This window comes from Huintestinicola butyrica, assembly GCF_025567215.1.
GTDB classification, from domain to species: domain Bacteria; phylum Bacillota; class Clostridia; order Oscillospirales; family Ruminococcaceae; genus Huintestinicola; species Huintestinicola butyrica.
Map to the genome: position 1 here is coordinate 135,854 of NZ_JAOQKB010000005.1, position 23,930 is coordinate 159,783.

Consider the following 23,930-nt stretch of genomic DNA (forward strand, 5'->3'; position numbering starts at 1 on the left):
ATTTTATTTGCTATCAATTAAAAAGCAACAGATGTTCCTGTGAATGATAAAGTATTTGCGGTATTATTTGAAATAAAGAATTTATAATAGCCTGCTTTACTGATAGTCATTGTGCACGTATAAGTGTATTTTCCCCATGATGGTCCGGAATTGCTCCAGCCGCACTCTGTATAGCTGCCATTATAATAATATCCCATATCCAAAGCTGTCTGGTTTGAAGTAAGCTTAGTGGTTAATGTAACAGTTGTACCGGCATCAATATAAAAATAGCCGTCATTAGATTTTGAATTACCTAAAATCATAGTATATCCATTGTTAATGCTGAAATCGCTATAGGAATAACTGCTTGCTCTCATAATTGATTCCGAAGAATATACTTGATCTATTTTTTTATCATAATTTTCAGCTCCTGCACTTATTGCCATGGCAGTAACCATAGCACCTGCAACCAGAATACTTGTGATCTTCTTTAACATAATTATCTCTCCCGTCATAATATAATGATTTTTAAGTTTTCAATATTTTGAAGCCCAGCACAGGAATTGACAACATAAAACATATATTTTCCATTTTCCTCGGCTGAAAACTCCACCTCAAGCCCTTCAGTATTTATACGCCCCTTGTAAAGCTCTGTAGCAATTCCATTATAGATATAACCAATCTTTACAAGCTCACCGCTGCCGTCTATGTTTGAATAATCGGGGGACAGATCAGGTAAAATACATATAACTGCTTTACTGTTTTTGCTGAAATCAAAGCCCGCCTCATCATCACTGCACAGCACTATAGTTTGCCCGTTACCGTAAGAAACCCGATCTACCGAGTATCCCCTGTCGGACTGAAGCATTGATACAGAATACATATCATTTTGCGGAACCGACATTTCATTGCATTCAAAAGAATCTGGAGAGATCTTTTCACCTATATCATTTATCATGCTGTATCCGTTTATAGGTAATTGATCTTTACCGTATGTTATACTGTTATCATCAACAGCACAAATAACAGTATGTACACTGATATACATAAAAAATAATATCGCTGCGCCAAAAACAATTCCCGCTGCCTTATGAACAGCAACCATAAATGTATTAACTTTTTTTGTTTCAGGCATCATAATAAACTCCAACCTCCTTTTAAGTTTTTTTGCATTTCCGCTCATATGTACACAAAGCTCACTTTTACGCTGTCTGTCAATAAATTTCAAAAGCATCATTCCATAGGCTTTTCTTTCATCATGGCTTCTGCCTAAAACAGTAATACTATCCGCAATAAGTTCAGATAATTCATACAGTTCATCTGTAAGCATATAAAACAAGGGATTAAACCAGTTCAAGCTTTTAAGCAGCTCCGCAAATGCCTTTTTGGCTGTATCATGTCTTTGATAATGCGCTTTTTCATGACTGACAGCCATTTCAAGCTCATCTCTGCAAAGATCGCTGACAGGAATTACTATGACAGGTCTGAAAACACCCATAAGGAATGGCGATGTCACTGCATCGCTTACCATAATAGTCGGACAGCCCTCCTGTTTTCTTAAACCGGTCTTCTCCACAGCATTTCTGAATACAGCATAACCAACTGCCTTTTTTATCAAAATAACAGCAGCTGTCACACACCAGACAAACACCAAAATATAAATAAATGTGCTTCCTGTTCCGGCTGAACCCGATTTTATTGTTTCTGCACTCACCTCTGCCGCAGAAGCAGTGACAAATGCAAGTACCTCATGACCTACTGTCGGATAGGGCTGCAAAGGGATACTCTCAGCAACAAGCATAATTGCGGCTGATATCGGCTGAAATGAAAGCAGTACCATCAGCACAGTCTCCTTGCTTTCTGCGGAAAGCTCACGTCCGGCAAAATTCAGCACTGCTTTAAAAAGCAGCATAATAATACCTACTACTGCAGATGACACAAGAACGAAAATAAAAACAAGCGTCAATCACGTCACCTCTTACTGAACCAATTTTTAAGCTCATCCATTTCTTCATCGCTTATTGCACCGCAGTCAGCAAGAGATGCTATCATATTTTTCACTGAGCCATTATAAAGTCTGTCGATAACTTCCCTTGCTCCTGCCTGCTCATAAGCACTTTCTGAAATAACAGCGGTATATTCATTTGCCGCACCACACCTTTTCACTGACAAAAAGCCCTTTTTGACCAGTCTTGACAGAAAGGTGCTTACAGTCTGTGATTTCCACCCTCTTTCTTCTGAAAAATAACCCATCAGCACAGAAGAAGTCACAGGCGAATTCAGCTCCCATATTTTCTTCATTATAGCCGATTCTGCTTCAGTTAAATTTTTAATCATATATATGACCATATCCTTTCTATGTCCCTTTAACAGAACAATACTTAGATTTTGATAATATTATCCACTACATTCTGTAGTAGCTTTATTATACTACAGGATGTAGTGGTTGTCAAGTCTTTTTTTATTTTTTTTTAATATGATATAACAAAAAACGGACGCCCCGAAGGACGTCCGTTTCTGTGTTATATCTTTTACCCCGCACAGTGTTATTGTTATTATGCCGATCTGCGTGCTTTGAAATGAGTTATCATTCTCTTTGGCAGCATTGCAGCACGGGCTGCAAGCAGACCCCAGTGAGCGATTACTTCCCACGCTCCGCATATCTTATCCACCATGATGATAACAACTGTCTCCTTATACTTGGGCAGCGCAATGTTCATGGGGAACATATGCTTTTCAATGATATCAGCCTCCACGGGAGTGATATCGAAATACTTCTGAGCATTGGCAAGAGCTGTTGCCGCATGGGTCCAACCGTGCATTCTCTGACCTTTTTCACGAACATAATCGTGCCAGTCGTAAAGGAACAGGTCATGGATAAGACCCGCTCTTGCACCTGCACGGGCGTCCAGCGAAAGGAGCTTGCAGAAAATGTAGTTGTAGTATGAAACATTCAGGCAATGCTGAAAACAGGTCGTATGACCGTGGTGCATATACTGCTTCATCTGCTGCACAACTTCGCTTTTGAGAAGATCCGCAACCTCTTCGTAGTATCCGCACTCAGTGCCCGGCAATGAAAGATCCTGCTTGGAACCGATAGCTTTTAACATCGTATTACCTTCCTTAGTTACCTTGTTTGTATATGGTAGTTCTTACACACTTTTCTATTTTTCTCGCAGCAGCGTTTCAGGCACTGCTGACACACTTTAAAATCATCCTTTTCTATTATATCAGCATAAAAAGCATATTGCAATAGATATTATGCACAGTTTTAAAGAAAATTGTTAGAATATTTTTCAAAAGAATATTTTGTCAAGGAAAAAATTGGTTTCGATTTAGTATCAGGGATTACAAAGCGGTTAAAATATTCACCACTTCTCACCACCGCCGTATAATAGCTTTAAAATTATACAAATAGATAAAAACACAGCAAATTATACGATTTGACATGATATTTTCGTCAAAATGCTCAAAAGCAAAGGGCAAAATTCTTGATTTATTTGGGTTTAAGTTTGCCTTTAATAGTTGCAATTTGGTAACACATAGTGTATAATTAAATCATAGTGGTGAAGCAGCCCCATTTTGTGGTGAAAAGTGGTGATTTTCAACAGCCTGTTGAAAGCAGTGTTGAATGGCTGCCCCAAATTCTGTACGGAAAGGACTGATGACGATGCACGCTCCTCTCATGGGTACATATTACCATAATATGGACGCTAAGGGCAGAATGGCATTCCCCAACAAGCTCAGAGAACAGCTTGGCGTGAATTTTGTCATCACAATAGGTCTTGAAGGCTGCCTTTACGTATATTCCAACGAGGAATGGGAAAAATTTACCGAACAGCTCCGCACCCTTTCAGGTCCCGTTGCAAAGCAGGCTATAAGAAAGTATGCGGCAAACGCTGTCGTTGCCGAGGCTGACAAGCAGGGCAGAATACTCATTCCCCAGAATTTAAGGGAACACGCAGGTCTTGACCACGACATCACCGTTATCGGCAACCTTAACCGTGCCGAGATATGGGATACCGCACGATATAACGAGATCAACTCCAAGTTCACTGACGAAGAGCTTGCTGAGGCAATAGATTCTCTTGCATTCTGATAATAAAGGAAAATATATGGAATTTGCTCATATACCGGTGCTGCTGGAGCAGTGCCTTGACGGTCTTGATATCAAACCTGACGGAATTTATTTTGACGGTACCTGCGGCGGTGCAGGCCATTCCCGTGAGATAGCAAAGCGCCTCACAACGGGAAGGCTCATAGGCATCGACCGTGACCCCGATGCTGTAGCTGTGGCTTCCGAAAGGCTCAGCGGTCTGCCTGCACAGGTGGTAAGGGGAAATTACTCCGAGATAAAGCAGATAGCCGATGATCTTGGCATCTGCGGTGCGGACGGGATACTCCTTGACCTTGGTGTGTCCTCCTATCAGCTGGATAACGCCGAGAGAGGCTTTTCCTACCACAATGACGCTCCCCTTGATATGAGAATGTCAAAGGAAGGCACATCTGCAAGGGATATCGTCAATGAATACTCAAAGGAGCAGCTCACAAAGATACTCTACGAGTACGGCGAGGAGAAATTTGCTCCAAGGATTGCGGAAACTATAATAAAAAGGCGCTCCGAAAAGCCTGTTGAGACCACAACGGAGCTTGCCGATATAGTAAGGGACTCCATTCCCGCAAAGTTCAGGCGGGACAAAAACCCATGCAAAAAAACATTTCAGGCAATACGTATCGCAGTCAACTGCGAGTTTGACCACTTAGACCGTGCCCTTGATGAGGGCTTCGAGCTTTTAAAGCCCGGCGGACGCTTCTGTATCATCACTTTCCACTCCCTTGAGGACAGGATAGTTAAGCAGAGGTTTGCAGGCTGGTGCAAGGGCTGCACCTGTCCCCCTGACTTTCCCGTATGCGTATGCGGCAACAAGCCGAAGGGAAGGCTTGTGTGCAGAAAGCCCCTTGAAGCCTCCGAAGAGGAGCTTGAGGCTAACCCCAGAAGCAGGAGCGCAAAGCTCAGGATAATCGAAAAGCTGTAAAAACAGGAACTTACACTTATAAATAAAAAGACTTGGGAAAGAAGAAAGGAAGGATATTTATGGCAGCAAGGAATACAAATCTCGCCTATAGCCTTTCACAGTACGAAGAAAGAGAAGAAAGATCAAACGCCCGTGAAAACACACGGCAGAATATAAAGAGCCACAAGGCAGCAAAGCCCCAGACAGCAGTTCACCCTGTATTTATGGTGATGCTGCTCATCGCAACAGGCGCACTTATTTCGCTGTGCATCACATCAAAGGCTGATATCGCCTCCGTTCACGCAGCTATCGTGGATCAGGAAGCGGTAGTACGCTCGCTGGAGCAGGAAAATGTCAGCATGATGACCCGTCTGGAGCAGAAAAGCTCCCAGAAGGTAGTTGAGGATTACGCCGAAAACGTTCTGGGAATGCAGAAGCTTGACAACGCTCAGGTAGAATATGTAAGCATCGAAAGCGGAAACAAGGCTGAAATAAGCGACAGCAGCGACAATATTTTCACAAAAATAAAGAACGGCTTCAACAGCTTTCTGGAATACCTCAAGGGCTGAATAAATATACATGAATTGAAACGCATGACCGCTTTCACGGCTCATGCGTTCTTGCACTTATAAGAATGTGAACAAAGGAATCTGCCTGAAAAAAATACAAAAAGGCACAAACAATGAAAGGGGCTTTCCAAAGAAAGGAGAACTACCATTGCCGTCCTATCAGCCAACAAAACAGATGAAGAACCGCCTTAACCTGCCTGTAAGCATTGCAGTGCTGGCAGCGGCAGGCGTGCTTATCGCAAACCTTTACCATGTGTCGGTAACCGAGCATGACCGCTTTACCGCCATGGCAAATGACAGTCAGTTTGGAAGCACCACGGTGGAGGCAAACCGTGGAAGCATTTATGATACCAACGGAAAAATACTGGCCCAGTCCGCCACGGTCTATAACGTTATACTCAACCCCAGCGCCCTCACAGGCGTGGACGAAAGCAAGATGAATGCGGACGAAAAGGAACGCCAGATAAAAACTGTTGCAAAGATACTCAGCGAGGAGCTGGGTGCTGACTACACCAAGCTGGTAAACGTATTCAGCGACGAAAAAACAAAGAACAAGCAGTGGTACAAGGTCGCTTCCAAAATTGAAAAGGACATTGTTACCCGGATATACACCCGCATAGATGAAGAGGGTCTGGCGGGAAACCTTGTAAGCACCGAGGACGACACAAAGCGTTATTATCCTCAGGGAGACATGGCGGCTGCGGTCATCGGCTTCACAAACTACGAGGGCGACGGAATTTACGGCGTTGAGGCCTATTACAATGACTATCTTGCGGGAGTGGACGGAAAAATCATCTCCGCAACGGACGGTCTGGGCAACGAGATGCCCTACAAAAACGACAAGATCTATGCGGCAAAGGACGGCAGCTCCCTTTATCTCACGATCGACTCCACCCTCCAGTATTACTGCGAGAGAGAGCTGGCAAACTGCGTTGAGCAGAATAACGTTGATAACCGTGCCTGCGCCATAATCATGAACGCAAAGACAGGCGATATCCTTGCCATGGCTACTTCCCCGGGATATGATCTTAACGACAGAAACAGCATCTATTCAAAAAAAGATCAGCTGACCCTTGAAAAGTACAAGGAAGAAAATCCCGACGATGAGGAAGGCTACAACGAAAAGTATGCCGAGCTTCGTGAAAAGCAGTGGAAAAACAAGGCTATCACCGAGCTTTATGAGCCGGGCTCCGTTTTCAAGGTAGTAACAGGCTCCTCCGCACTGGAAGAAAAGGTCATCGACCTTAACTCCACATTTACCTGCAACCACTCCATTCAGGTGGCTGACCGTACCATCAACTGCTGGACAGCAGGCGCTCACGGCACTCAGGACTTTACCACTGCCATGACAAACTCCTGCAACCCCGCATTCATTCAGATAGGTCAGAGACTGGGAATCGAAAAATTCTGCAGCTATTTCAGGGCTTACGGCTTTACCGAACCTACAGGCATCGACCTCCCGGGTGAGGCTTCGGGTCTGTACGTTGCCGAGGAGAGCATGGGCATAGTTGAGCTTGCTTCCTGCTCCTTCGGTCAGTCAAACACAGTTACACCCATTCAGATGATAACAGCATACGCCGCTGTAATAAACGGCGGATACCTTTTACAGCCCCACGTTGTAAGCAAGATAGTCGATAACAACGGCAACGTTATCCAGACCGTTGAAAAGACTGTCCGCAGACAGGTCATCTCGGAAGAGACTTCCGCCGAAATGAGACAGGTGCTGGAAAGCGTTGTAAACAACAAGGGCGGCTCCAACGCATACATCAAGGGCTACCGCATAGGCGGAAAGTCGGGAACCTCCCAGAAGCTCCAGAAGAACAATCAGCTGGGCGTTGAAAACCTTTATGTAGCGTCATACGTAGGTTTTGCTCCCGCAGACGACCCCGAGATAATCATGCTTGTAATGGTCGATGAGCCTCAGGGCAGAGACCACAACGGTTCTCAGGTATATTATGGCAGCATGGTCGCCGCTCCCGTTGTATCGGCAGTTTTCAAGGACGCACTTCCCTATCTGGGCTATTATCCCGAATATACCGATGAAGAGCTTGCGGCTCTTGACGTTACCGTTCCCAGTGTTGAGGGACAGACCGTTGAGGCGGCAGAGCAGACCCTTACAAATCTCGAGCTTCAGTATTATGTGGTAGGCGAGGGCGATAAGGTCGTGGCTCAGGTCCCCTCCCGCTCCTCCTCCGTTCCCAGAAACGGCAAGGTAGTGCTTTACACCGAGGAAAATTACGAGACCCAGTATGCCACCGTTCCCAACGTTATCGGTCATACTCCGTCTGAGGTAAATCAGCTGCTCACCTCCGCAAACATCAACTTCAAGGCAGGCGACGGCGCAACCGCCCATTCGGGTGCCATTGCCTACTCCCAGAACTATCTGCCGGGTGCGGAAGTTCCCGTGGGAACAGTCGTTGAAGTAACCTTCCGTGTAAAGGACGAGGGCTGATATCATATAGGAAAGGAGTACATTTTTCCGAGGGAAACCCGAAGAAAAATGGTCATCTATGAAAGAAATCAGAAAGAAGCTTTCCGCTCTGCTGACAGATGCGGGAAAGTCCGCTGAATATGCTTACAGCGGCGGCGACTGCGATATCACAGGCATTACCGATGATACAAGAAGCGTATCGGAAGGCTGCATTTTCATATGCGTAAAGGGTGCAAGGTTTGACGGTCACACCGCTGCGGCAGAAATGCTCGAAAAGGGTGCAGCAGCCGTTGTGTGCGACCATGACTTAGGTCTCGGCGACAGGCAGATCGTTGTATCCGACACCAGAAAATTCTACGGTCACCTTACCGCCGCATGGTTTGACCACCCCGAAAAGCAGCTTACTCTTATCGGTATCACGGGAACCAACGGAAAGACCACCCTTGCCACCATGGTACATGATATTCTTTCATACACAGGCGAAAAGACAGGTCTTATCGGCACCACAGGTGCGCTTATCGGTAACGAGCCTGTTGAAAGGGACGATTCCACCCCCACCACTCCCAAGGTATATGAGCTTTACAAAATATTCCGAATGATGGCAGACCAGGGCTGCAAATACTGCGTAATGGAGGTATCCTCCTTTGCGCTGGAGCAGAACAGAATTGGCCCTGCGGTGTATGAATGTGCCGTTTTCACAAACCTTACCCGTGACCATCTGGACTATCACGGCACTATGGAAAACTATTATCAGGCAAAGAAAAAGCTGTTCACCGACCACTGCAAATGCGCTTTCATCAACACTGAGGACAGCTACGGCGAAAGGCTTTACAATGAAATATCCTGCCCCAAGTATTCATACGGATTAAAGGGTGATACAAGCATTTACGCAAGCTATATCAAGTATTCGGGCGGCGTGACAAAGTTCTGGTTCTGCTGCCCCGGAAAGAGCTTCCCGTTCACTCTCAGAATGATGGGCGGCTACAATATACTGAACGCCACTGCGGCCATTGCCGTGTGCGCTCAGCTTAAAATCCCCATGGAAAAGATAACCGAAGCCATGGGCTGCTTCAAGGGCGTAAGGGGAAGGTGCGAGATAATCCCCACAGGAAAGGATTTCTTCATTGTCTGCGACTATGCTCACTCCCCCGATGCGCTGGAAAATATGCTTCCCAGCATAAAGGAGAACACCGAGGGCAAGCTCATATGCCTCTTCGGCTGCGGCGGCGACCGTGACCGCACAAAGCGCCCCCTTATGGCAAAGGCTGCGGCTCAGTTTGCAGACTATCTCATAGTAACATCCGATAACCCCAGAAATGAAGACCCCGACGCTATTATTGATGAGATAATGACAGGGCTTGAGGGTTCTGACGTTCCCTGCGACCACATCACCGACAGAAAGGAAGCTATCTTCCATGCGGTGAAAATTGCTCGAAAGGGCGATGTTATCGTTCTGGCAGGCAAGGGTCACGAGGATTATCAGGTGCTGGCAGGAAATGTCCACATTCACTTTGACGAGCGTGAGATATGCGCCCAAGCGCTGGATCTTCTTGACAAGATAAGCATGACTGTTGAGGAAATGGCTCAGGCCTGCAAAGGCAGCTGCGCAAATATCCCCGACACATCAATAAAGATCGCTGCCGACAGAATAAAGAGCGACAGCCGAAAGATATTACCGGGCGATGTTTTCGTTGCCTACAGAGGCGAAAAGTTTGACGGTCACAATTACGTTAAGGACTGCACCGACAAGGGCGCTGTTGTCAATGTGACCGACCATGAGATAGAGGGCTGCCCCTGCATAGTCACAAAGGACACCGTAAGAGCAGTGCTTGACATTGCAGGTCATTTCAGAAGAAAGTTCTCCCCCGTTCTTGTGGGAGTTACGGGCAGCGTGGGCAAGACCACCACAAAGGAAATGGTCGCACTTGCCCTTTCGTCAAAGTACAACACCTATAAGACCCCTGCAAACCGCAACAATGAGATAGGTATGCCCTTTGCATTGCTGGAGCTTACCCCCGCATATGAAGCGGCTGTTATCGAAATGGGAATGTCCCACTTCGGCGAGCTGGAACGCCTTTCAAGATCAAGCAACCCCGATATCTGCATAATAACAAATATCGGCTGGTCACACGCTGAAAATCTCGGTTCCACACAGGAGGGCGTTTTAAAGGCAAAGCTTGAAGTGCTTTTGGGTGCAAAACCCGCCGCTCCCCTTATCGTCTGCGGCGATGACCCACACCTTGCACCTCTGAAAAACACAATAACCGACCGCAAGGTCATTACCTGCGGCATAGTTGATAAAAACTGCGACTATTTTGCGGCAGATATCGAAACAGGCGAGGAGAGCACTTCCTTTACCGTTGTGAAAAACGGCATCAGGTGCGAAAGAATGACCCTCCCCTGCATAGGCAGCCACCATATCACAGACGCTCTCATTGCCACGGCGGCAGCGGAAGCGGCAGGCTGCGACATGGCAGGCATTGCGGAAAAGCTTTCGGGCTTCGGGCTGGACGGTCTCCGTCAGCACAAAGAATATAAAAAGGGACAGACAGTCATAATCGACTGCTACAATGCCGCTCCCGATTCCATGAAGGCGGCTCTGAATGTTCTCTGCGACACAAAGGGAGCAAGGCACATTGCCGTTCTGGGCGATATGCTGGAGCTTGGCGACCTTTCCGCAAAACTTCATAAGGAAGTTGGCGAATATGCCGCACAGAAGGGCATTGACCTGGCAGTATGCTACGGCGATAACGCAAAGCACATTGCCGAGGGCGCAAAGGAAAACGGAGCAGAGGCTTATTACTCCTCCGACAAGGCAGAAGTGCTTGATTTCCTGAAAGCAAGCCTTAGAGACAACGATGCCGTTCTTTACAAGGCAAGCCGCAGTATGCGAATGGAAGATATCATCAGGGATTATTACGGCGAGTGACCTGCGGGTGACGCAAATCGCCGTGATATGACAAAACGATCATGATATAATTACAGATAGGAGCAGATAATATGCCGTACTGGATAAATCTGATGGCGGCTGCCATTGCCTTTGCAGTGTCCGCCGTACTGGGAATATACCTTATACCGCTTCTCAAGAAGCTTCACTTCGGAACCACTATTTACGAAAAAGGCCCCGCATGGCACAAGAGCAAGAACGGGACCCCTCTTATGGGCGGCTTCATGTTCATCATCGGAACCATTCTTGCCACCGCCGCAGCCTACTGCGTATGGCGCTTTGTATGTCCTCAGAGCGCAGTGGTACCCGATAACAACGGTCTATACAAGCTCCTTGCAGGACTGGGCTACGCTATCCTCAACGGAGTTATCGGATTTATCGACGATTACATCAAGGCAGTGAAAAAGCAGAACAAGGGTCTTGACGCAAAGCAGAAGATGATAATGCAGTTTGCGGCTTCCGTTATGTTCCTTGAAGTTCTCCGTCTGCTGGGCGATACCTCCACAGAGATAATCATTCCCTTTGCAGGCAAGGTGGATTTCGGCTTCTTCTACTACATCATAATGCTCCTGTACCTTATATTCCTCACAAACTCCGTTAACCTTACCGACGGCGTTGACGGTCTGTGCGGAACAGTTACCACAGTATTCTCTCTCTCATGGCTGGCAATTTTCCTTACCATGGGAATGTACGAGTATTCCATATTCGCCTCTGCTCTGGCAGGCGGCTGCATGGGCTTCCTGGTATGGAACCTTAACCCCGCAAAGGTATTCATGGGCGATACAGGCTCCATGTTCCTGGGCGGCTGCGTGTGCGCAATGGGCTTTATAACCCACCAGCATCTGCTGCTGGCGCTCATCGCAATAGTATATATCTGCGAGGCGCTTTCCGTTGTGCTCCAGGTCATCAGCTTCAAGACCACAGGCAAGAGAATTTTCAAAATGTCCCCTATCCACCATCACTTTGAGATGTGCGGCTTTTCCGAGTACAAAATAGTTATCACATTCTCCGCAGTGGGTCTTATCTGCGGAATACTGGGCAACGTTCTTTACAACATCTACCTTAAATAATCGGATATAAAATATTTAAAGAAAGGAGAGCCGCCATGCCGAAACAGCAGTCCCAGCAAAACGCCAAAGCTCAGAAAAAACAGCCTAAGCAGCAAAAGGCACCCAAGCAAAAGCGCCTTGCCAATAACAAGACCTGGTTCAAGGCACTTATGCCCAAAAGCAGGTATCTGGAAAATATCCGCATCGGCGAGATAGACCTCACCTTTCTTTTTCTGGTGCTTGTGCTGTTGGTATTCGGAATGATAATGATGTATTCCGCCTCCTACGCTTTGGCGATACATGACAATAAACCCCAGGATTATTATTTCAAGAAGCAGCTTTTCATGGCAGCAATAGGCCTTGTGGTGATGATGTATCTTTCCAGCCGAAAGTTTGACTATCATATCCTCAGGTCATCGCTGGTGGCAAACGGACTTTTTGTTATCTGCATACTGCTGATGATACTTGTCCACACGAAATTCTTCGGCGTTACCGATAACGGTGCCAGCCGTTGGATAAGAATTGGTACTGCAACCAAAACGTTCTTTACCTTTCAGCCCTCCGAGCTTATGAAGCTTGCGGTGATAATCATTTTTTCTGCAATGATCTCCGCAAATCATCAGAAGCTGAAGGAAAAGGGCGGACTTTTGCCGTATATCGCCATACTCGCCATTGCCGCAGGCTTTACAGTCGTTCAGCCCCACCTTTCCGGTACCATAATCATCTGCGCCATTGCAGTCACACTCCTTTATGTGGGCGGCGCAAATATGAAATCGTTCATTCCTCTGGTAATCGGCGGTATTGCCCTTATCACTGTTGTTGCATTTATCCTGTACAAATACGCCGACTACTCATACATCAAAAACCGTATCGACAGCTGGCTTTATACCTTTGATGACGCAAACCGTGATATCGCATGGCAGACACGAAACTCCCTCATTGCCATAGGCTCGGGCGGAGTGTTCGGTCTTGGTCTGGGAAATTCCAGGCAGAAGTTTTTGTATCTCCCCGAGTCGCAGAACGACTTTGTTTTCGCCATCGTGTGCGAAGAGCTGGGCTTCCTTGGCGCAGCAGTCGTTATCATTCTTTTCCTTATGCTCATATTCAGAGGCTTCAAGATAGCCGAGAACGCACCCGATAAATTCGGTATGCTGCTTGTTACAGGTCTTACCGTACAGATAGGACTGCAGGCACTGCTGAATATCGCCGTTGTGTCAAACGCTATCCCCAACACAGGAATATCGCTGCCGTTCTTCAGCTACGGCGGAACGGCGCTTATAATCCAGCTCCTGGAAATGGGGCTGATACTGAACGTGTCACGACAATCCATGCCCGACAAGGAACAGCCTGACGCCGCTCCCTCGGAACAGTCCCGTGAGATCGAACTGGCTAAAAAGCAGCTGGGTCAAAATGCACGTTCACGCAAAAAATAAAATGTACCTATCATCTGAAAAGGAAGTAGCTTATGAAAGTTTTACTGGCAGGAGGCGGAACGGCAGGTCATATCAATCCTGCTCTCGCCATTATATCCATAATAAAGGATCATTGTCCCGACGCTGAATTCCTCTATGCCGGCACACCAAACGGAATGGAATCCCGCCTTGTGCCTATGGAGAATATCCCATTTGCGCCCATAAAGGTCAGCGGATTTCAGCGAAAGCTCACCCCCAAGAACATCGTCAGGAACATAAAGGCAGCCGCATATCTTACCACCGCAGGTCATACCGCACGTAAGATAATCAAGGATTTCGGCCCCGATATCGTCATCGGAACAGGCGGATATGTAAGCGGCCCTATAGTTCTGGAAGCTGAAAAAATGGGTATCCCCACTGCTATCCACGAGCAGAACGCATACCCCGGAGTTACCACAAGGATACTTTCCAAAAAGGCTGATATAGTAATGCTCACCATGGAAGAAGCGGCTGAGTATTTCGATAAAAGCGTAAAGTACATAAAAACAGGTCTGCCCGTAAGAAAGGGCTTTGACCCCTCACGCATCAGCCGTGCGGAAGCCAAGAAAGAGCTGGGGCTGGACGAAAACAGCATCTGTATCTTCTCATGGGGCGGAAGCCTGGGTGCGGGAGCTATCAACAGCAGCGCCCTTGCCCTTATAAAGTGGGAAAAGGAAAGCGGACTGAACATCTCCCATATCCACAGCTACGGCAAAATGGGTCACGGTACCTTTGTACAGAGCCTTAAAGAAATGGGCATCGACCCCGATACAGACCCCAAGCTCATGGTCAAGGAGTACATCCACAACATGGACGTATGCACCGCAGCAGCCGACCTTATAATCTGCCGCAGCGGAGCTTCTGCCATAAGCGAGCTTGAAGCAATGGGACGTGCTTCCATTCTTATCCCCTCCCCCGTGGTTGCGGGAAATCATCAGTATCACAACGCAATGGTGCTCGGCAAAGCCGGCGCTGCCATCGTTATCGAGCAGAAAGATCTTACGGACGAGCTTATCATAAATGAAGCAAAGAAGCTCTGCTCCGATCCCGCAAGACTGGACGATCTGGCACGCAAGGCTCACGAGCAGTGCATCACCGACACCCCCGACAGGATATACAAGGCAATAACCGACGTAATGAAAAAATAAGCTTTTTTCACACTTTTCCGCAGCGCTCATAATATAAGTTATAATCAACTTATAAAGGAGCGTCGGATATGCAGAAGCTGGTGATCGACGGAGGCCGCCCTCTCAGCGGTGAAATAAAAGTCCAGGGAGCAAAAAATGCAGTGCTGCCCGTCCTTGCCGCCTGTACTCTGTGCAGCAGGGAGGTAAGGCTCAGCAACTGCCCCTGCATCTCCGACCGATACGGCGCTGCACGTATCCTTACCAGCCTTGGCGGAAAGGTCCGTGCCGACGGAACAGACATGACCGTTGACTGCACCGGCATCGACAGTTCTTCCATAAGCTGCGAGCTTATGCGCACCATGCGCAGCTCTATAATCTTTATGGGGGCGCTGATGGGCAGAACGGGCAAATGCACATTGTGCTATCCCGGCGGCTGCGATCTTGGCCCGAGGCCTATAGATATGCACCTTTCGGCTATGAAGAAAATGGGGGCTGTAATAACAGACGAGCACGGAATTATAGAATGCTCCGCTCCCGAGGGTCTGACAGGCTGCAAGATATCCCTTTCATTCCCATCGGTGGGAGCAACGGAAAATATTCTGCTGGCGGCTGTCACCGCAAAGGGCGAAACTGTTATCTCCAACTGCGCAAGAGAGCCTGAGATAACCTGCCTTGCAGATTTCCTTATCGCCTGCGGCGCTCATATAAACGGCGCAGGTGGAAGCAGGATAACCGTTGAGGGCGTTGAGCGCCTTTCGGCTCCCCGGGAAAGCTTTGCAATAATCCCCGACAGAATAGCCGCAGCCACATATCTTTCCTGCTGCGCCTGCGCAGGGGGAGAGCTTATGCTTACCGACTGCTGCCCCGCTCATATGGAAGCCATACTTCCCCTTTTTGAGCAGATGGGTATGTACGTCCGCAGCTTCGGCTCAAATATATACATACAGAAAACAGGCGGTCTTAAAGCCGCCGATACCATACGCACAATGGTCTATCCGGGATTTCCCACGGACGCTCAGGCGATCATAATGGCTCCCCTCTGCACGGCGGAGGGAACCACAGTGTTTGTGGAGAACATCTTCGAGAACCGCTACCGCCACACGGGAGCGCTTAGCCGAATGGGCGCAGATATCCGTGCGGAGGGAAAGGTCGCCGTTGTAACAGGCGTTCCCGCTCTTTACGGAGCTGCTTCGGAAGCCCCTGACCTGAGAGGAGGCGCAGCAATAGTCTGCGCAGCTCTCGGCGCATCGGGCAGGTCGGAGATAACAAGGACAGAACTTATCGACAGAGGGTATGACAGCATAGAAGCTATCCTTTCATCGGCAGGAGCAAAAATAAGCAGGATAATATAATACTGATAACCAATAAAACTATATGCAAAAATCATCGAATGATCTATACGCTATTTTTTGTATAGTTTTTAATTGGCGTTTAGTATAACAAGGAGTTTTTATTTTGAGCAGTCAGAGTCAGCCCTACCGCCGCAGGCACAAGCAGCGACATACGCTTACGGGCATTGTGGTATTTATCATAGTGGCAGGAATATTTCTGCTGCTTTCAACAACAGTCCTATTCAATGTTGAAAACATTCGTGTAACGGGTGCATCAAACTACACCCCACAGGAAATAATCGACGCCAGCGGAGTTGAGGCGGGCGATAATCTTGTCCGTCTCAGCACCGATAAGGTAAGCAGTCAGATAACCTCCAGACTGGTTTACATAGAAAAAGCACATCTTAGCCGCTCATTCCCCTCCACGCTGATAATAAACGTGGAAGCCAGCGAGCCTGAGGCGAATTTCATCACCGACCACGGCATATATCTCATAAGCAAGGGCGGCAAGATACTTGAAAAGATAGATGAGCCTAAGGCAAACCTTTTCAATTTCACGGGAACTGACCCCAAGCTGGAGCTTCTCCCCGGGGACAAGTACGCTTCCAACGATGAGCACAAGGACACAGTGGTCTATCAGATGATGACCCTGCTGGACACGGGCAATTACAGCACCGTTACCTCGGTAGATGTTACCGACCGTGCGGATATCAAATGCGTTTTCGATAACCGTATCACAGTAAGTCTCGGCTCGGTAAACGACCTTGAATACAAAATGAACTTTGCCAAGGAGATAATCGAGACAAAGATAGGCGACAAGACCGAGGGCACTCTTACCATTCTTTCCGACGCAAACAGCGCATCATTCCTTGACAAGGAAAGCCTGGAAAACAACGCCAAGGTCTATAACGACAACATTGCTTCCATGACCACCGCCGATACTCAGGAAACCGATGAAAACGGCAACCCCATTGAAACTGAAACGTCGGAGACGACCTCCGCCGCAGTGGCAATGGAATAATCATGAAGCACGGTTGTGAAATGTGAACAAAAAGGGTACTATATTATCATTTTTTTGTGCAACTGCGTTTTTTTTAGAAAAATCACTTGAAAAAAATCCGCAGGTGTGTTAAAATAAATGTTGTGTATAATATAATCAGGAATAATTCAGATTTTTCTGTATTTACATATAAACAGTAAACAGGAGGAAGAAAAATGGCGATCATGGTTGATAACGAGAAAAACACCTATGATGAGATTATAAAAGTTGTCGGCGTGGGCGGCGGCGGCGGAAACGCTGTTAACCGCATGGTTGACGAGGGCATCAAGGGCGTTGACTACATAACTGTCAATACCGATGCAAGAGCTCTCAACTCATCTAAGGCTGATACAAAGGTACAGATAGGCGTTAAGCTTACAAACGGCAAGGGCGCAGGCGCCAAGCCTGAGATCGGTGCAAGCAGCGCCGAGGAAAACAGAGACGAGATCAAGGCCGCTCTCAGCGGTTCAGATATGGTATTCATCGCAGCAGGTATGGGCGGCGGCACAGGTACAGGCGCAGCTCCCATCGTTGCAGAGATCGCTCAGGAGCTGGGAATACTCACTGTTGCAGTGGTAACAAAGCCCTTTGAGTTTGAGCAGAAGGCTAAGATGAGACAGGCTGAGGCCGGTATCGCAGAGCTTAAAAAGCACGTTGATTCACTTATCGTTATCCCCAATGAGCGTCTTCTCCAGAGTGCTGACAAGGAGCTTACAATGAAGCAGTCCTTCGCACTTGCTGATGATATCCTCAAGGTCGGCGTAAAGTCCATAGCAGAGCTTATCACTGTCGAGGGCGACATCAACCTTGACTTCGCTGATGTAAAGACCACTATGAAGGACGCAGGCTATGCTCATATGGCTATCGGTCACGGTTCAGGCAAGGACAAGGCTGCCGAGGCTGCAAAGCAGGTCATCTCCAGTCCTCTGCTTGAGACCTCCATTTCCGGCGCTACAAGACTTCTCGTTAACATCGTAATGAGCGAGGACGTTCTTGCAAGCGACATCAACACAGCTACAAGACTTATCTCCGAGGCTGCCGATCCCGATGTAAACATGATCTTCGGTACCTCCTTCGATGAGAACCTCAAGGACGAGATCAACATTACTGTTATCGCTTCCGCTTTCAATGATGATATCGACAAGCAGGAAGAACCCGCTCCCGAGGTTGAAAAGGTTCCCGCAGCATCTGCTGCATCAACAGCCGCACCTCAGCCCGCAGCACCCAAGAAGTCTTCCTACGATGAGGAATACAGCGACTTTTTTAACATGATCAACAGAAGATAACTTCCATATTGCCATAAAATATCAGGCGGTCAGGGTAACTTGACCGCCTTTTTTTGAAGCACCCGACAAATATCACTCCCCGATCGTTATAATTACATGAGGTATTATATGCCGTCAAAGCCTGATTTTGCAGAATTTTACAAGCGGCATTTTGAAGCCGTTTACAGGATATGCTACATTTTTATGCAGAACGCCGCCGATGCCGAGGACTGCACCGAGGACGTTTTTGTAAAGGCAATGAGCGCAGAATTCAACGATGAAAAGCACGAGCGTGCGTGGCTCACAGTCACCGCCAAGAATCTCTGCCGTGACAGACTGAAGCACTGGTGGCGCAAAAAGACTGAGCCTATAGACGACTACGCCGAAACACTGAGCGGCGGCACAGACAAGGACGACATGATAAGCCTGATAAAGCATTTTACCTCTCAGGCGCAGTAATCGTGGTAATATTGCTTAAAATTTCCAACATCAGACTGTACAAATGACGAAATCACGGCAGGCATGAAATTTTCTGGCAGGGTGAATTGTGTTTTATACAGTGATTAGTATAAGACACAAGGAGGATATCATATGAAAAAATACGTACCTCTTATCGCAGTTCTCATTGCCCTGACTGCCTGCACGGATACAGCACAGACCGATAACGCCGAAACAACAATAAAAGTCAAGGTCACAGAAGCCACTGAAGCAAGCGAAGATGAGCCTGTAATGATGTCGGAGGGCAGCATTGACGCTATCCCAGCCGATATACGCACACAGCCTGAAGAAATAGGCTGGGAAGCTGAGACTCAGAATGTCCAGACAGAAGTTGTCCCCCAGTGCGCCCCGTCAACAGGCTTTTCCTTTGAACTTCCTGCAGGCTGGTCATACACGTCCGCCCAGACAGAAGACGAGCCAACAAGCAGCATTTCCGCATATCTCAGCCCCGACAATGAAGCTGAGGGCACCATAACCATAGAATACAGCAAAAACTTCGCTGTCTGCGGCACGGGGCTTGTGCAAAAGCCCATTGACTTTAACGGATATTCCGCAACACAGTGCTATTATGACGGCAGCGAAAACTGGAGCTTCATCATGCTTGACGGCGAATACACCGACTGCGTGATAATAAACAACGCCCCATGGTACGACGACTACGCAAATGATATAGAAAAGATACTCTCCTCCGTAAAATTCAGGCACTACGAATAATACTAATCATCAATAAAACTACAGACAAAAAATCATCGCATAATCCATATACGCAAGATTATGCGATGATTTTTTGTATAGTTTTTAATTGGTGCTTAGTATAAGCATATTTAAAAATTAAGCAACAAAAAAGAGATGCTCCGAAACGGAACATCTCTTTTTATTATCTCATCATATCGTGAACATGGATTCTGTTGAGTGCACGCTGGAGTTTAAGCTCCGCAATGTCAAAGTCAAGCTGGCTCTTCTTTGCGGCAATTCGGCGCTCTGCGTCCTCACGGGAACGCTTTGCCCACTCGATATCTATCTCGTCAGCCCACTCAACGGCATCGGCAAAGATATTTACCTTGTTTCCGCCGACCTTGATAAGTCCTGCGGAAACTGCCGCCACACGATAGCTGCCGTCCTCCGTCATTACCTTTAAAGGTCCCGAGGGAAGGCTTGCCACAAGGCTTGTGTGGTTTGCCAGAATACCGATATCGCCCTCTGTGGTGCGGACGATTATCTGCGTGGTCTCACCGTCAAAAAAGATCTTTTCAGGGGTTATGACCGTAAGATGAAAGGGTGTTGCCATTTGCTGTCAACCTCCTTATCAGTTGCCCGACTGCTTTGCTTTTTCAACAGCCTCGTCAATGGTTCCGACGAACAGGAACGCAGACTCGGGAAGATCGTCGTGCATACCCTCGATGATCTCCTTGAAGCCTCTGATAGTCTCCTTGATGGGAACATACTTGCCCTTCATGCCCGTGAACTGCTCGGCTACGCTGAACGGCTGGGACAGGAAACGCTGGATCTTTCTCGCTCTGGCAACGATAAGCTTATCCTCGTCGGAAAGCTCGTCCATACCCATGATGGCGATGATATCCTGAAGCTCGGTATATCTCTGGAGAATGTTCTGAACGGCTCTTGCAGTCTCATAATGCTCACGGCCCACGATATCGGGAGAAAGTATTCTCGATGTGGAATCCAGAGGGTCAACGGCGGGGTAGATACCCAGCGAAGAAATGCTTCTGGAAAGGACTGTTGTTGCGTCCAGGTGAGCAAATGTGGTCGCAGGAGCAGGGTCTGTAAGGTCATCGGCGGGAACGTAAACTGCCTGTACCGATGTGATAGAGCCCTTATGTGTAGATGTGATACGCTCCTGGAGAGCGCCCATTTCAGTTGCCAGTGTAGGCTGATAACCAACTGCCGAGGGCATACGTCCCAGCAGAGCGGAAACCTCGGAGCCTGCCTGTGTGAAACGGAAAATGTTGTCGATGAACAGAAGAACGTCCTGTCCCTCAACGTCACGGAAATATTCCGCCATGGTAAGTCCCGAAAGACCTACTCTCATTCTTGCTCCGGGAGGCTCATTCATCTGACCGTAAACAAGAACGGTCTTGTCAATAACGCCCGACTCGGTCATTTCGTTGTAAAGGTCGTTGCCCTCACGGGTACGCTCGCCAACACCTGTGAAAACGGAGATACCGCCGTGCTGGTTTGCAACGTTGTTGATAAGCTCCTGGATAAGAACGGTCTTACCGACACCTGCGCCTCCGAAAAGACCTATCTTACCGCCCTTGAGGTAAGGGCAGATAAGGTCGATTACCTTGATGCCTGTTTCAAGCACCTCATTGGAAGCTGTCTGCTCCTCGTAGGATGGCGCTTCACGGTGGATAGCCCATCTCTCCTTTGTTTCGGGAGCAGGCTTGTTGTCAACGGGTTCTCCGAGAAGATTGAAGATCCTTCCCAGAGTATTTCTTCCGACAGGAACGGTGATAGGTGCGCCTGTATTTATGGCATCAGTGCCTCTTACCAGTCCGTCAGTGGAGGACATTGCAATACATCTTACAACGTCGTCACCGATATGCTGCGCAACCTCGCACACCAGCTTCTTGCCGTTAAGCTCAATTTCTATCGCATTGAGAAGATTGGGCAGGTTATCCTTTTCAAAGCGGATATCAACGACCGCTCCGATTACCTGAACAACCTTTCCAACATTGTTCTGCGGCATTTAAATAACCACTCCTTTCAGTTCTGTCTGCATATTACAGACAGTATAATTGTAAAGCGGTAATAATACTTATAGTAAAACGTCACTCAGCGCTGTTTGCACCGCCGACGATCTCAGTGATCTCCTGAGTAATGGAAGCCTGTCGTGCACGGTTATACATAAGGGAAAGGCTGCTTATCATCTCGGAAGCGTTGTCGGAGGCGTTCTCCATAGCGTTTCGTCTGGAAGCCTGCTCGGAAGCAAAGCTCTCAACGCACGCACCGAATATCATTCCCGTAACATATCTGGGAACGATGTGGTTGAACACCTGACCTGCGGAAGGCTCATAAATAGGCAGCGCCTTTGAGACCTTCTTCTGTCCGTCAAGCTCCACAGGAAGCATTTTCTTTGTTACCGCCTGCTGAGTTATGGAGGAAACATATTCCGTATAGAAAAGCTCTACTCTCTCGTAAATGCCTTTCACATACTTGTCCACGATCTCGCCTGCGATATCGTTTGCCTGATGGATCCTTATATTTTCGGAAAAATCGGGGTAAGAGCCAAGCATATTGAACTCTCTCTTGCCGAAATATTCCACAGCCTTTTTGCCTATGGCGATGATATCCGTTTTATCCTTTCCGCCAAGCTCGTCAATTCTTGCCTGAGCAAGCTTGAAGATGTTGGAGTTAAATCCTCCTGCCAGTCCTCTGTCGCCTGCTATAACTACCAGAAGTGACTTGCCCTCCCCCGCCTTGCGGGTAAAGGGAGAAAGGAAGCTGGGATTTTCCGCCTGTATCTCGCACATTGTTTCGTAAAGGGCGTCAAAGTAGGGGCGGGCTTTATCCGCCTTTTCCTTTGCCTTCCTCAGCTTAGAAGACGCAACCAGCTCCATTGCCTTAGTGATCTGCATAGTGGACTCAACGCTTTTTATACGCCGCTTGATGTCCTTCATATTGCCGGAAGCCAATTCAACAGTCCTCCCTTGCCATAATAGTCACAGCGCTCATCAGAGCGCCGCAGTGAATTTCTTTACAAACTCGTCGAGAGCTGCCTTGAGAGCCTCTTCGTTTTCCTTGGTCAGATCCTTTGTTTCCTTGATGGAGGAAATGATATCGGGATAGCTGTTGTCAACGTAATCGAAAAGCTCAGTCTGAAATTCGCCGATCTTATCTACGGGAACATCTTTAAGATAATTGTGAGTTACGGCGTAGATGATAACTACCTGATTTTCAACCGCAACGGGAGAATTTCTGTCCTGCTTGAGGACTTCCACAACACGCTCACCCAGAGCAAGGCGCTCCTTAGTGTCCTTATCAAGGTCAGAACCGAACTGGGAGAATGCCTGAAGCTCTCTGTACTGAGAGTATGTGAGCTTCAGTGAGCCTGATACCTTCTTCATTGCCTTGATCTGCGCAGCGCCGCCGACTCTCGAAACGGAGATACCGGGGTTAACGGCAGGTCTTACACCTGAATTGAACAGGTCAGTCTCAAGGAATATCTGACCGTCGGTAATGGAAATAACGTTTGTGGGAATGTAAGCGGAAACGTCGCCTGCCTGTGTTTCGATGATAGGCAGTGCGGTAATGGAACCGCCGCCGTAGTTCTCGTTCAGGCTGCACGCACGCTCAAGCAGACGGGAGTGGAGATAGAATACATCTCCGGGATAAGCCTCACGTCCGGGCGGTCTTTTAAGCAGCAAGGAAAGTGTACGGTAAGCCACTGCGTGCTTTGACAGGTCGTCATATACGCAGAGCACGTCCTTGCCCTGTTTAAGGAAATACTCACCCATTGCAACGCCCGAGTAGGGAGCGATATACTGCAGGGGGGCAAGCTCGGACGCTGTAGCGGATACTACGATAGTGTAGTCCAGAGCGCCGTTCTTTTCCAGAGTTTCAACAACGTTTGCAACGGTAGAACGCTTCTGACCGATAGCAACATAAATACAGATAACATTCTTGTCCCTCTGGTTTATGATTGTATCGAGAGCGATAGCGGTCTTACCGGTCTGTCTGTCGCCGATTATCAGCTCACGCTGACCTCTTCCTATGGGTATCATGGAGTCGATAGCCTTGATGCCTGTCTGTAAAGGACGGCTTACCGACTTTCTGGTGATGATGCCGTAAGCGGGCTGCTCAATGGGCATCTTTTCTTTTGTGAGAATGGGTCCCTTGCCGTCGATAGGCTGTCCCAGAGAGTTTACAACTCTGCCGAGAAGCTCCTCGCCAACAGGCACGGAAACTACGCTGCCTGTTCTCTTGACGGTGTCGCCCTCTTTGATCTCAACGTCGGAACCCAGCATAACAGCCGCAACGAAATCCTGCTCCAGGTTCATTGCCATAGCGTAAACGCCGCCGTCAAATTCCAGCAGCTCGCCCGACATACAGTTATCGAGGCCGTGTATCCTTACGATACCGTCGCCTACTGTGATAACAGTACCCGTATCGGACTGCTGTATCTCGGAGCTGAAATTCCTTATCTGACTTTTGATTATTCCGGTAATTTCATCCGGGCGCAAATCCATCTGATTCACCCTTTCGTTTATA

21 protein-coding genes are annotated in these 23,930 nt (G+C 47.9%); 13 read left to right on the forward strand and 8 right to left on the reverse strand.

Annotation, left to right across the window (positions count from 1 at the left end; all coding sequences use genetic code 11):
• Window positions 1-17: 17 nt before the first annotated feature.
• The 4 genes from OCV68_RS07435 to OCV68_RS07450 all read right to left on the reverse strand — a co-directional run bounded on the left by OCV68_RS07435 (window position 18) and on the right by OCV68_RS07450 (window position 3,089).
• Window positions 18-476, reverse strand: coding sequence for a hypothetical protein (locus OCV68_RS07435; protein ID WP_022474133.1), 459 nt, complete (start codon window positions 474-476; stop codon window positions 18-20).
• A 14-nt stretch (window positions 477-490) separates the two neighbouring features.
• Window positions 491-1,945 carry a M56 family metallopeptidase gene (locus OCV68_RS07440; RefSeq protein WP_262571853.1) on the reverse strand — a complete coding sequence of 485 codons (1,455 nt, stop codon included), beginning with the start codon at window positions 1,943-1,945 and terminating at the stop codon, window positions 491-493.
• Window positions 1,946-1,950: 5 nt separating this feature from the next.
• Window positions 1,951-2,316: a BlaI/MecI/CopY family transcriptional regulator gene (locus OCV68_RS07445; RefSeq protein WP_022474135.1), complete on the reverse strand. Its 366-nt coding sequence runs from the start codon at window positions 2,314-2,316 to the stop codon at window positions 1,951-1,953.
• Between the two features lie 218 nt (window positions 2,317-2,534).
• Window positions 2,535-3,089 (reverse strand): HD domain-containing protein, encoded by a 555-nt coding sequence (locus OCV68_RS07450; protein ID WP_262571856.1) that lies wholly within the window; start codon window positions 3,087-3,089, stop codon window positions 2,535-2,537.
• A gap of 560 nt (window positions 3,090-3,649) precedes the next feature.
• On the opposite strand from OCV68_RS07450, the gene mraZ reads away from it, so the two are divergent.
• The 13 genes from mraZ (at window position 3,650) to OCV68_RS07515 (ending at window position 19,415) form a co-directional block, all read left to right on the forward strand.
• Window positions 3,650-4,078: a division/cell wall cluster transcriptional repressor MraZ gene (mraZ, locus tag OCV68_RS07455; protein ID WP_022474137.1), complete on the forward strand. Its 429-nt coding sequence runs from the start codon at window positions 3,650-3,652 to the stop codon at window positions 4,076-4,078.
• 16 nt (window positions 4,079-4,094) lie between these two features.
• Window positions 4,095-5,015: a 16S rRNA (cytosine(1402)-N(4))-methyltransferase RsmH gene (gene rsmH, locus OCV68_RS07460; RefSeq protein ID WP_262571858.1), complete on the forward strand. Its 921-nt coding sequence runs from the start codon at window positions 4,095-4,097 to the stop codon at window positions 5,013-5,015.
• 59 nt (window positions 5,016-5,074) lie between these two features.
• On the forward strand, window positions 5,075-5,563 hold the full coding sequence (locus OCV68_RS07465; RefSeq protein WP_022474139.1) for a hypothetical protein: 489 nt from the start codon (window positions 5,075-5,077) through the stop codon (window positions 5,561-5,563).
• 148 nt (window positions 5,564-5,711) lie between these two features.
• Window positions 5,712-8,015 (forward strand): penicillin-binding transpeptidase domain-containing protein, encoded by a 2,304-nt coding sequence (locus tag OCV68_RS07470; RefSeq protein WP_262571859.1) that lies wholly within the window; start codon window positions 5,712-5,714, stop codon window positions 8,013-8,015.
• 58 nt (window positions 8,016-8,073) lie between these two features.
• Window positions 8,074-10,923 carry a UDP-N-acetylmuramoyl-L-alanyl-D-glutamate--2,6-diaminopimelate ligase gene (locus tag OCV68_RS07475; protein ID WP_262571861.1) on the forward strand — a complete coding sequence of 950 codons (2,850 nt, stop codon included), beginning with the start codon at window positions 8,074-8,076 and terminating at the stop codon, window positions 10,921-10,923.
• Window positions 10,924-10,994: 71 nt separating this feature from the next.
• Window positions 10,995-12,011 carry a phospho-N-acetylmuramoyl-pentapeptide-transferase gene (mraY, locus tag OCV68_RS07480; RefSeq protein ID WP_022474142.1) on the forward strand — a complete coding sequence of 339 codons (1,017 nt, stop codon included), beginning with the start codon at window positions 10,995-10,997 and terminating at the stop codon, window positions 12,009-12,011.
• Between the two features lie 35 nt (window positions 12,012-12,046).
• On the forward strand, window positions 12,047-13,423 hold the full coding sequence (locus OCV68_RS07485) for an FtsW/RodA/SpoVE family cell cycle protein (RefSeq protein WP_262571864.1): 1,377 nt from the start codon (window positions 12,047-12,049) through the stop codon (window positions 13,421-13,423).
• Window positions 13,424-13,455: 32 nt separating this feature from the next.
• Window positions 13,456-14,589 carry a UDP-N-acetylglucosamine--N-acetylmuramyl-(pentapeptide) pyrophosphoryl-undecaprenol N-acetylglucosamine transferase gene (locus tag OCV68_RS07490; protein ID WP_262571866.1) on the forward strand — a complete coding sequence of 378 codons (1,134 nt, stop codon included), beginning with the start codon at window positions 13,456-13,458 and terminating at the stop codon, window positions 14,587-14,589.
• Window positions 14,590-14,657: 68 nt separating this feature from the next.
• A complete protein-coding gene (murA, locus tag OCV68_RS07495; RefSeq protein ID WP_262571868.1) occupies window positions 14,658-15,920 on the forward strand; it encodes a UDP-N-acetylglucosamine 1-carboxyvinyltransferase in 1,263 nt (420 codons plus the stop codon).
• Between the two features lie 103 nt (window positions 15,921-16,023).
• On the forward strand, window positions 16,024-16,920 hold the full coding sequence (locus OCV68_RS07500) for a cell division protein FtsQ/DivIB (protein WP_022474146.1): 897 nt from the start codon (window positions 16,024-16,026) through the stop codon (window positions 16,918-16,920).
• Between the two features lie 194 nt (window positions 16,921-17,114).
• Window positions 17,115-18,224, forward strand: coding sequence for a cell division protein FtsZ (gene ftsZ, locus OCV68_RS07505; RefSeq protein WP_022474147.1), 1,110 nt, complete (start codon window positions 17,115-17,117; stop codon window positions 18,222-18,224).
• Between the two features lie 108 nt (window positions 18,225-18,332).
• Window positions 18,333-18,662 carry an RNA polymerase sigma factor gene (locus tag OCV68_RS07510; RefSeq protein WP_262571871.1) on the forward strand — a complete coding sequence of 110 codons (330 nt, stop codon included), beginning with the start codon at window positions 18,333-18,335 and terminating at the stop codon, window positions 18,660-18,662.
• A 132-nt stretch (window positions 18,663-18,794) separates the two neighbouring features.
• The gene (locus OCV68_RS07515; protein ID WP_262571873.1) at window positions 18,795-19,415 is read left to right on the forward strand and encodes a carbonic anhydrase family protein; all 621 of its coding nucleotides are present in this window, start codon (window positions 18,795-18,797) and stop codon (window positions 19,413-19,415) included.
• A 163-nt stretch (window positions 19,416-19,578) separates the two neighbouring features.
• On the opposite strand, the gene atpC is transcribed toward OCV68_RS07515, so the two are convergent.
• From atpC to atpA, 4 genes are all read right to left on the reverse strand, one after another.
• The gene (gene atpC, locus OCV68_RS07520; protein ID WP_022474668.1) at window positions 19,579-19,989 is read right to left on the reverse strand and encodes an ATP synthase F1 subunit epsilon; all 411 of its coding nucleotides are present in this window, start codon (window positions 19,987-19,989) and stop codon (window positions 19,579-19,581) included.
• Between the two features lie 18 nt (window positions 19,990-20,007).
• Window positions 20,008-21,408 carry a F0F1 ATP synthase subunit beta gene (atpD, locus tag OCV68_RS07525; RefSeq protein WP_022474667.1) on the reverse strand — a complete coding sequence of 467 codons (1,401 nt, stop codon included), beginning with the start codon at window positions 21,406-21,408 and terminating at the stop codon, window positions 20,008-20,010.
• 82 nt (window positions 21,409-21,490) lie between these two features.
• On the reverse strand, window positions 21,491-22,354 hold the full coding sequence (atpG, locus tag OCV68_RS07530) for an ATP synthase F1 subunit gamma (RefSeq protein WP_262571875.1): 864 nt from the start codon (window positions 22,352-22,354) through the stop codon (window positions 21,491-21,493).
• Window positions 22,355-22,393: 39 nt separating this feature from the next.
• The gene (atpA, locus tag OCV68_RS07535) at window positions 22,394-23,908 is read right to left on the reverse strand and encodes a F0F1 ATP synthase subunit alpha (protein ID WP_022474665.1); all 1,515 of its coding nucleotides are present in this window, start codon (window positions 23,906-23,908) and stop codon (window positions 22,394-22,396) included.
• Window positions 23,909-23,930: the final 22 nt, after the last annotated feature.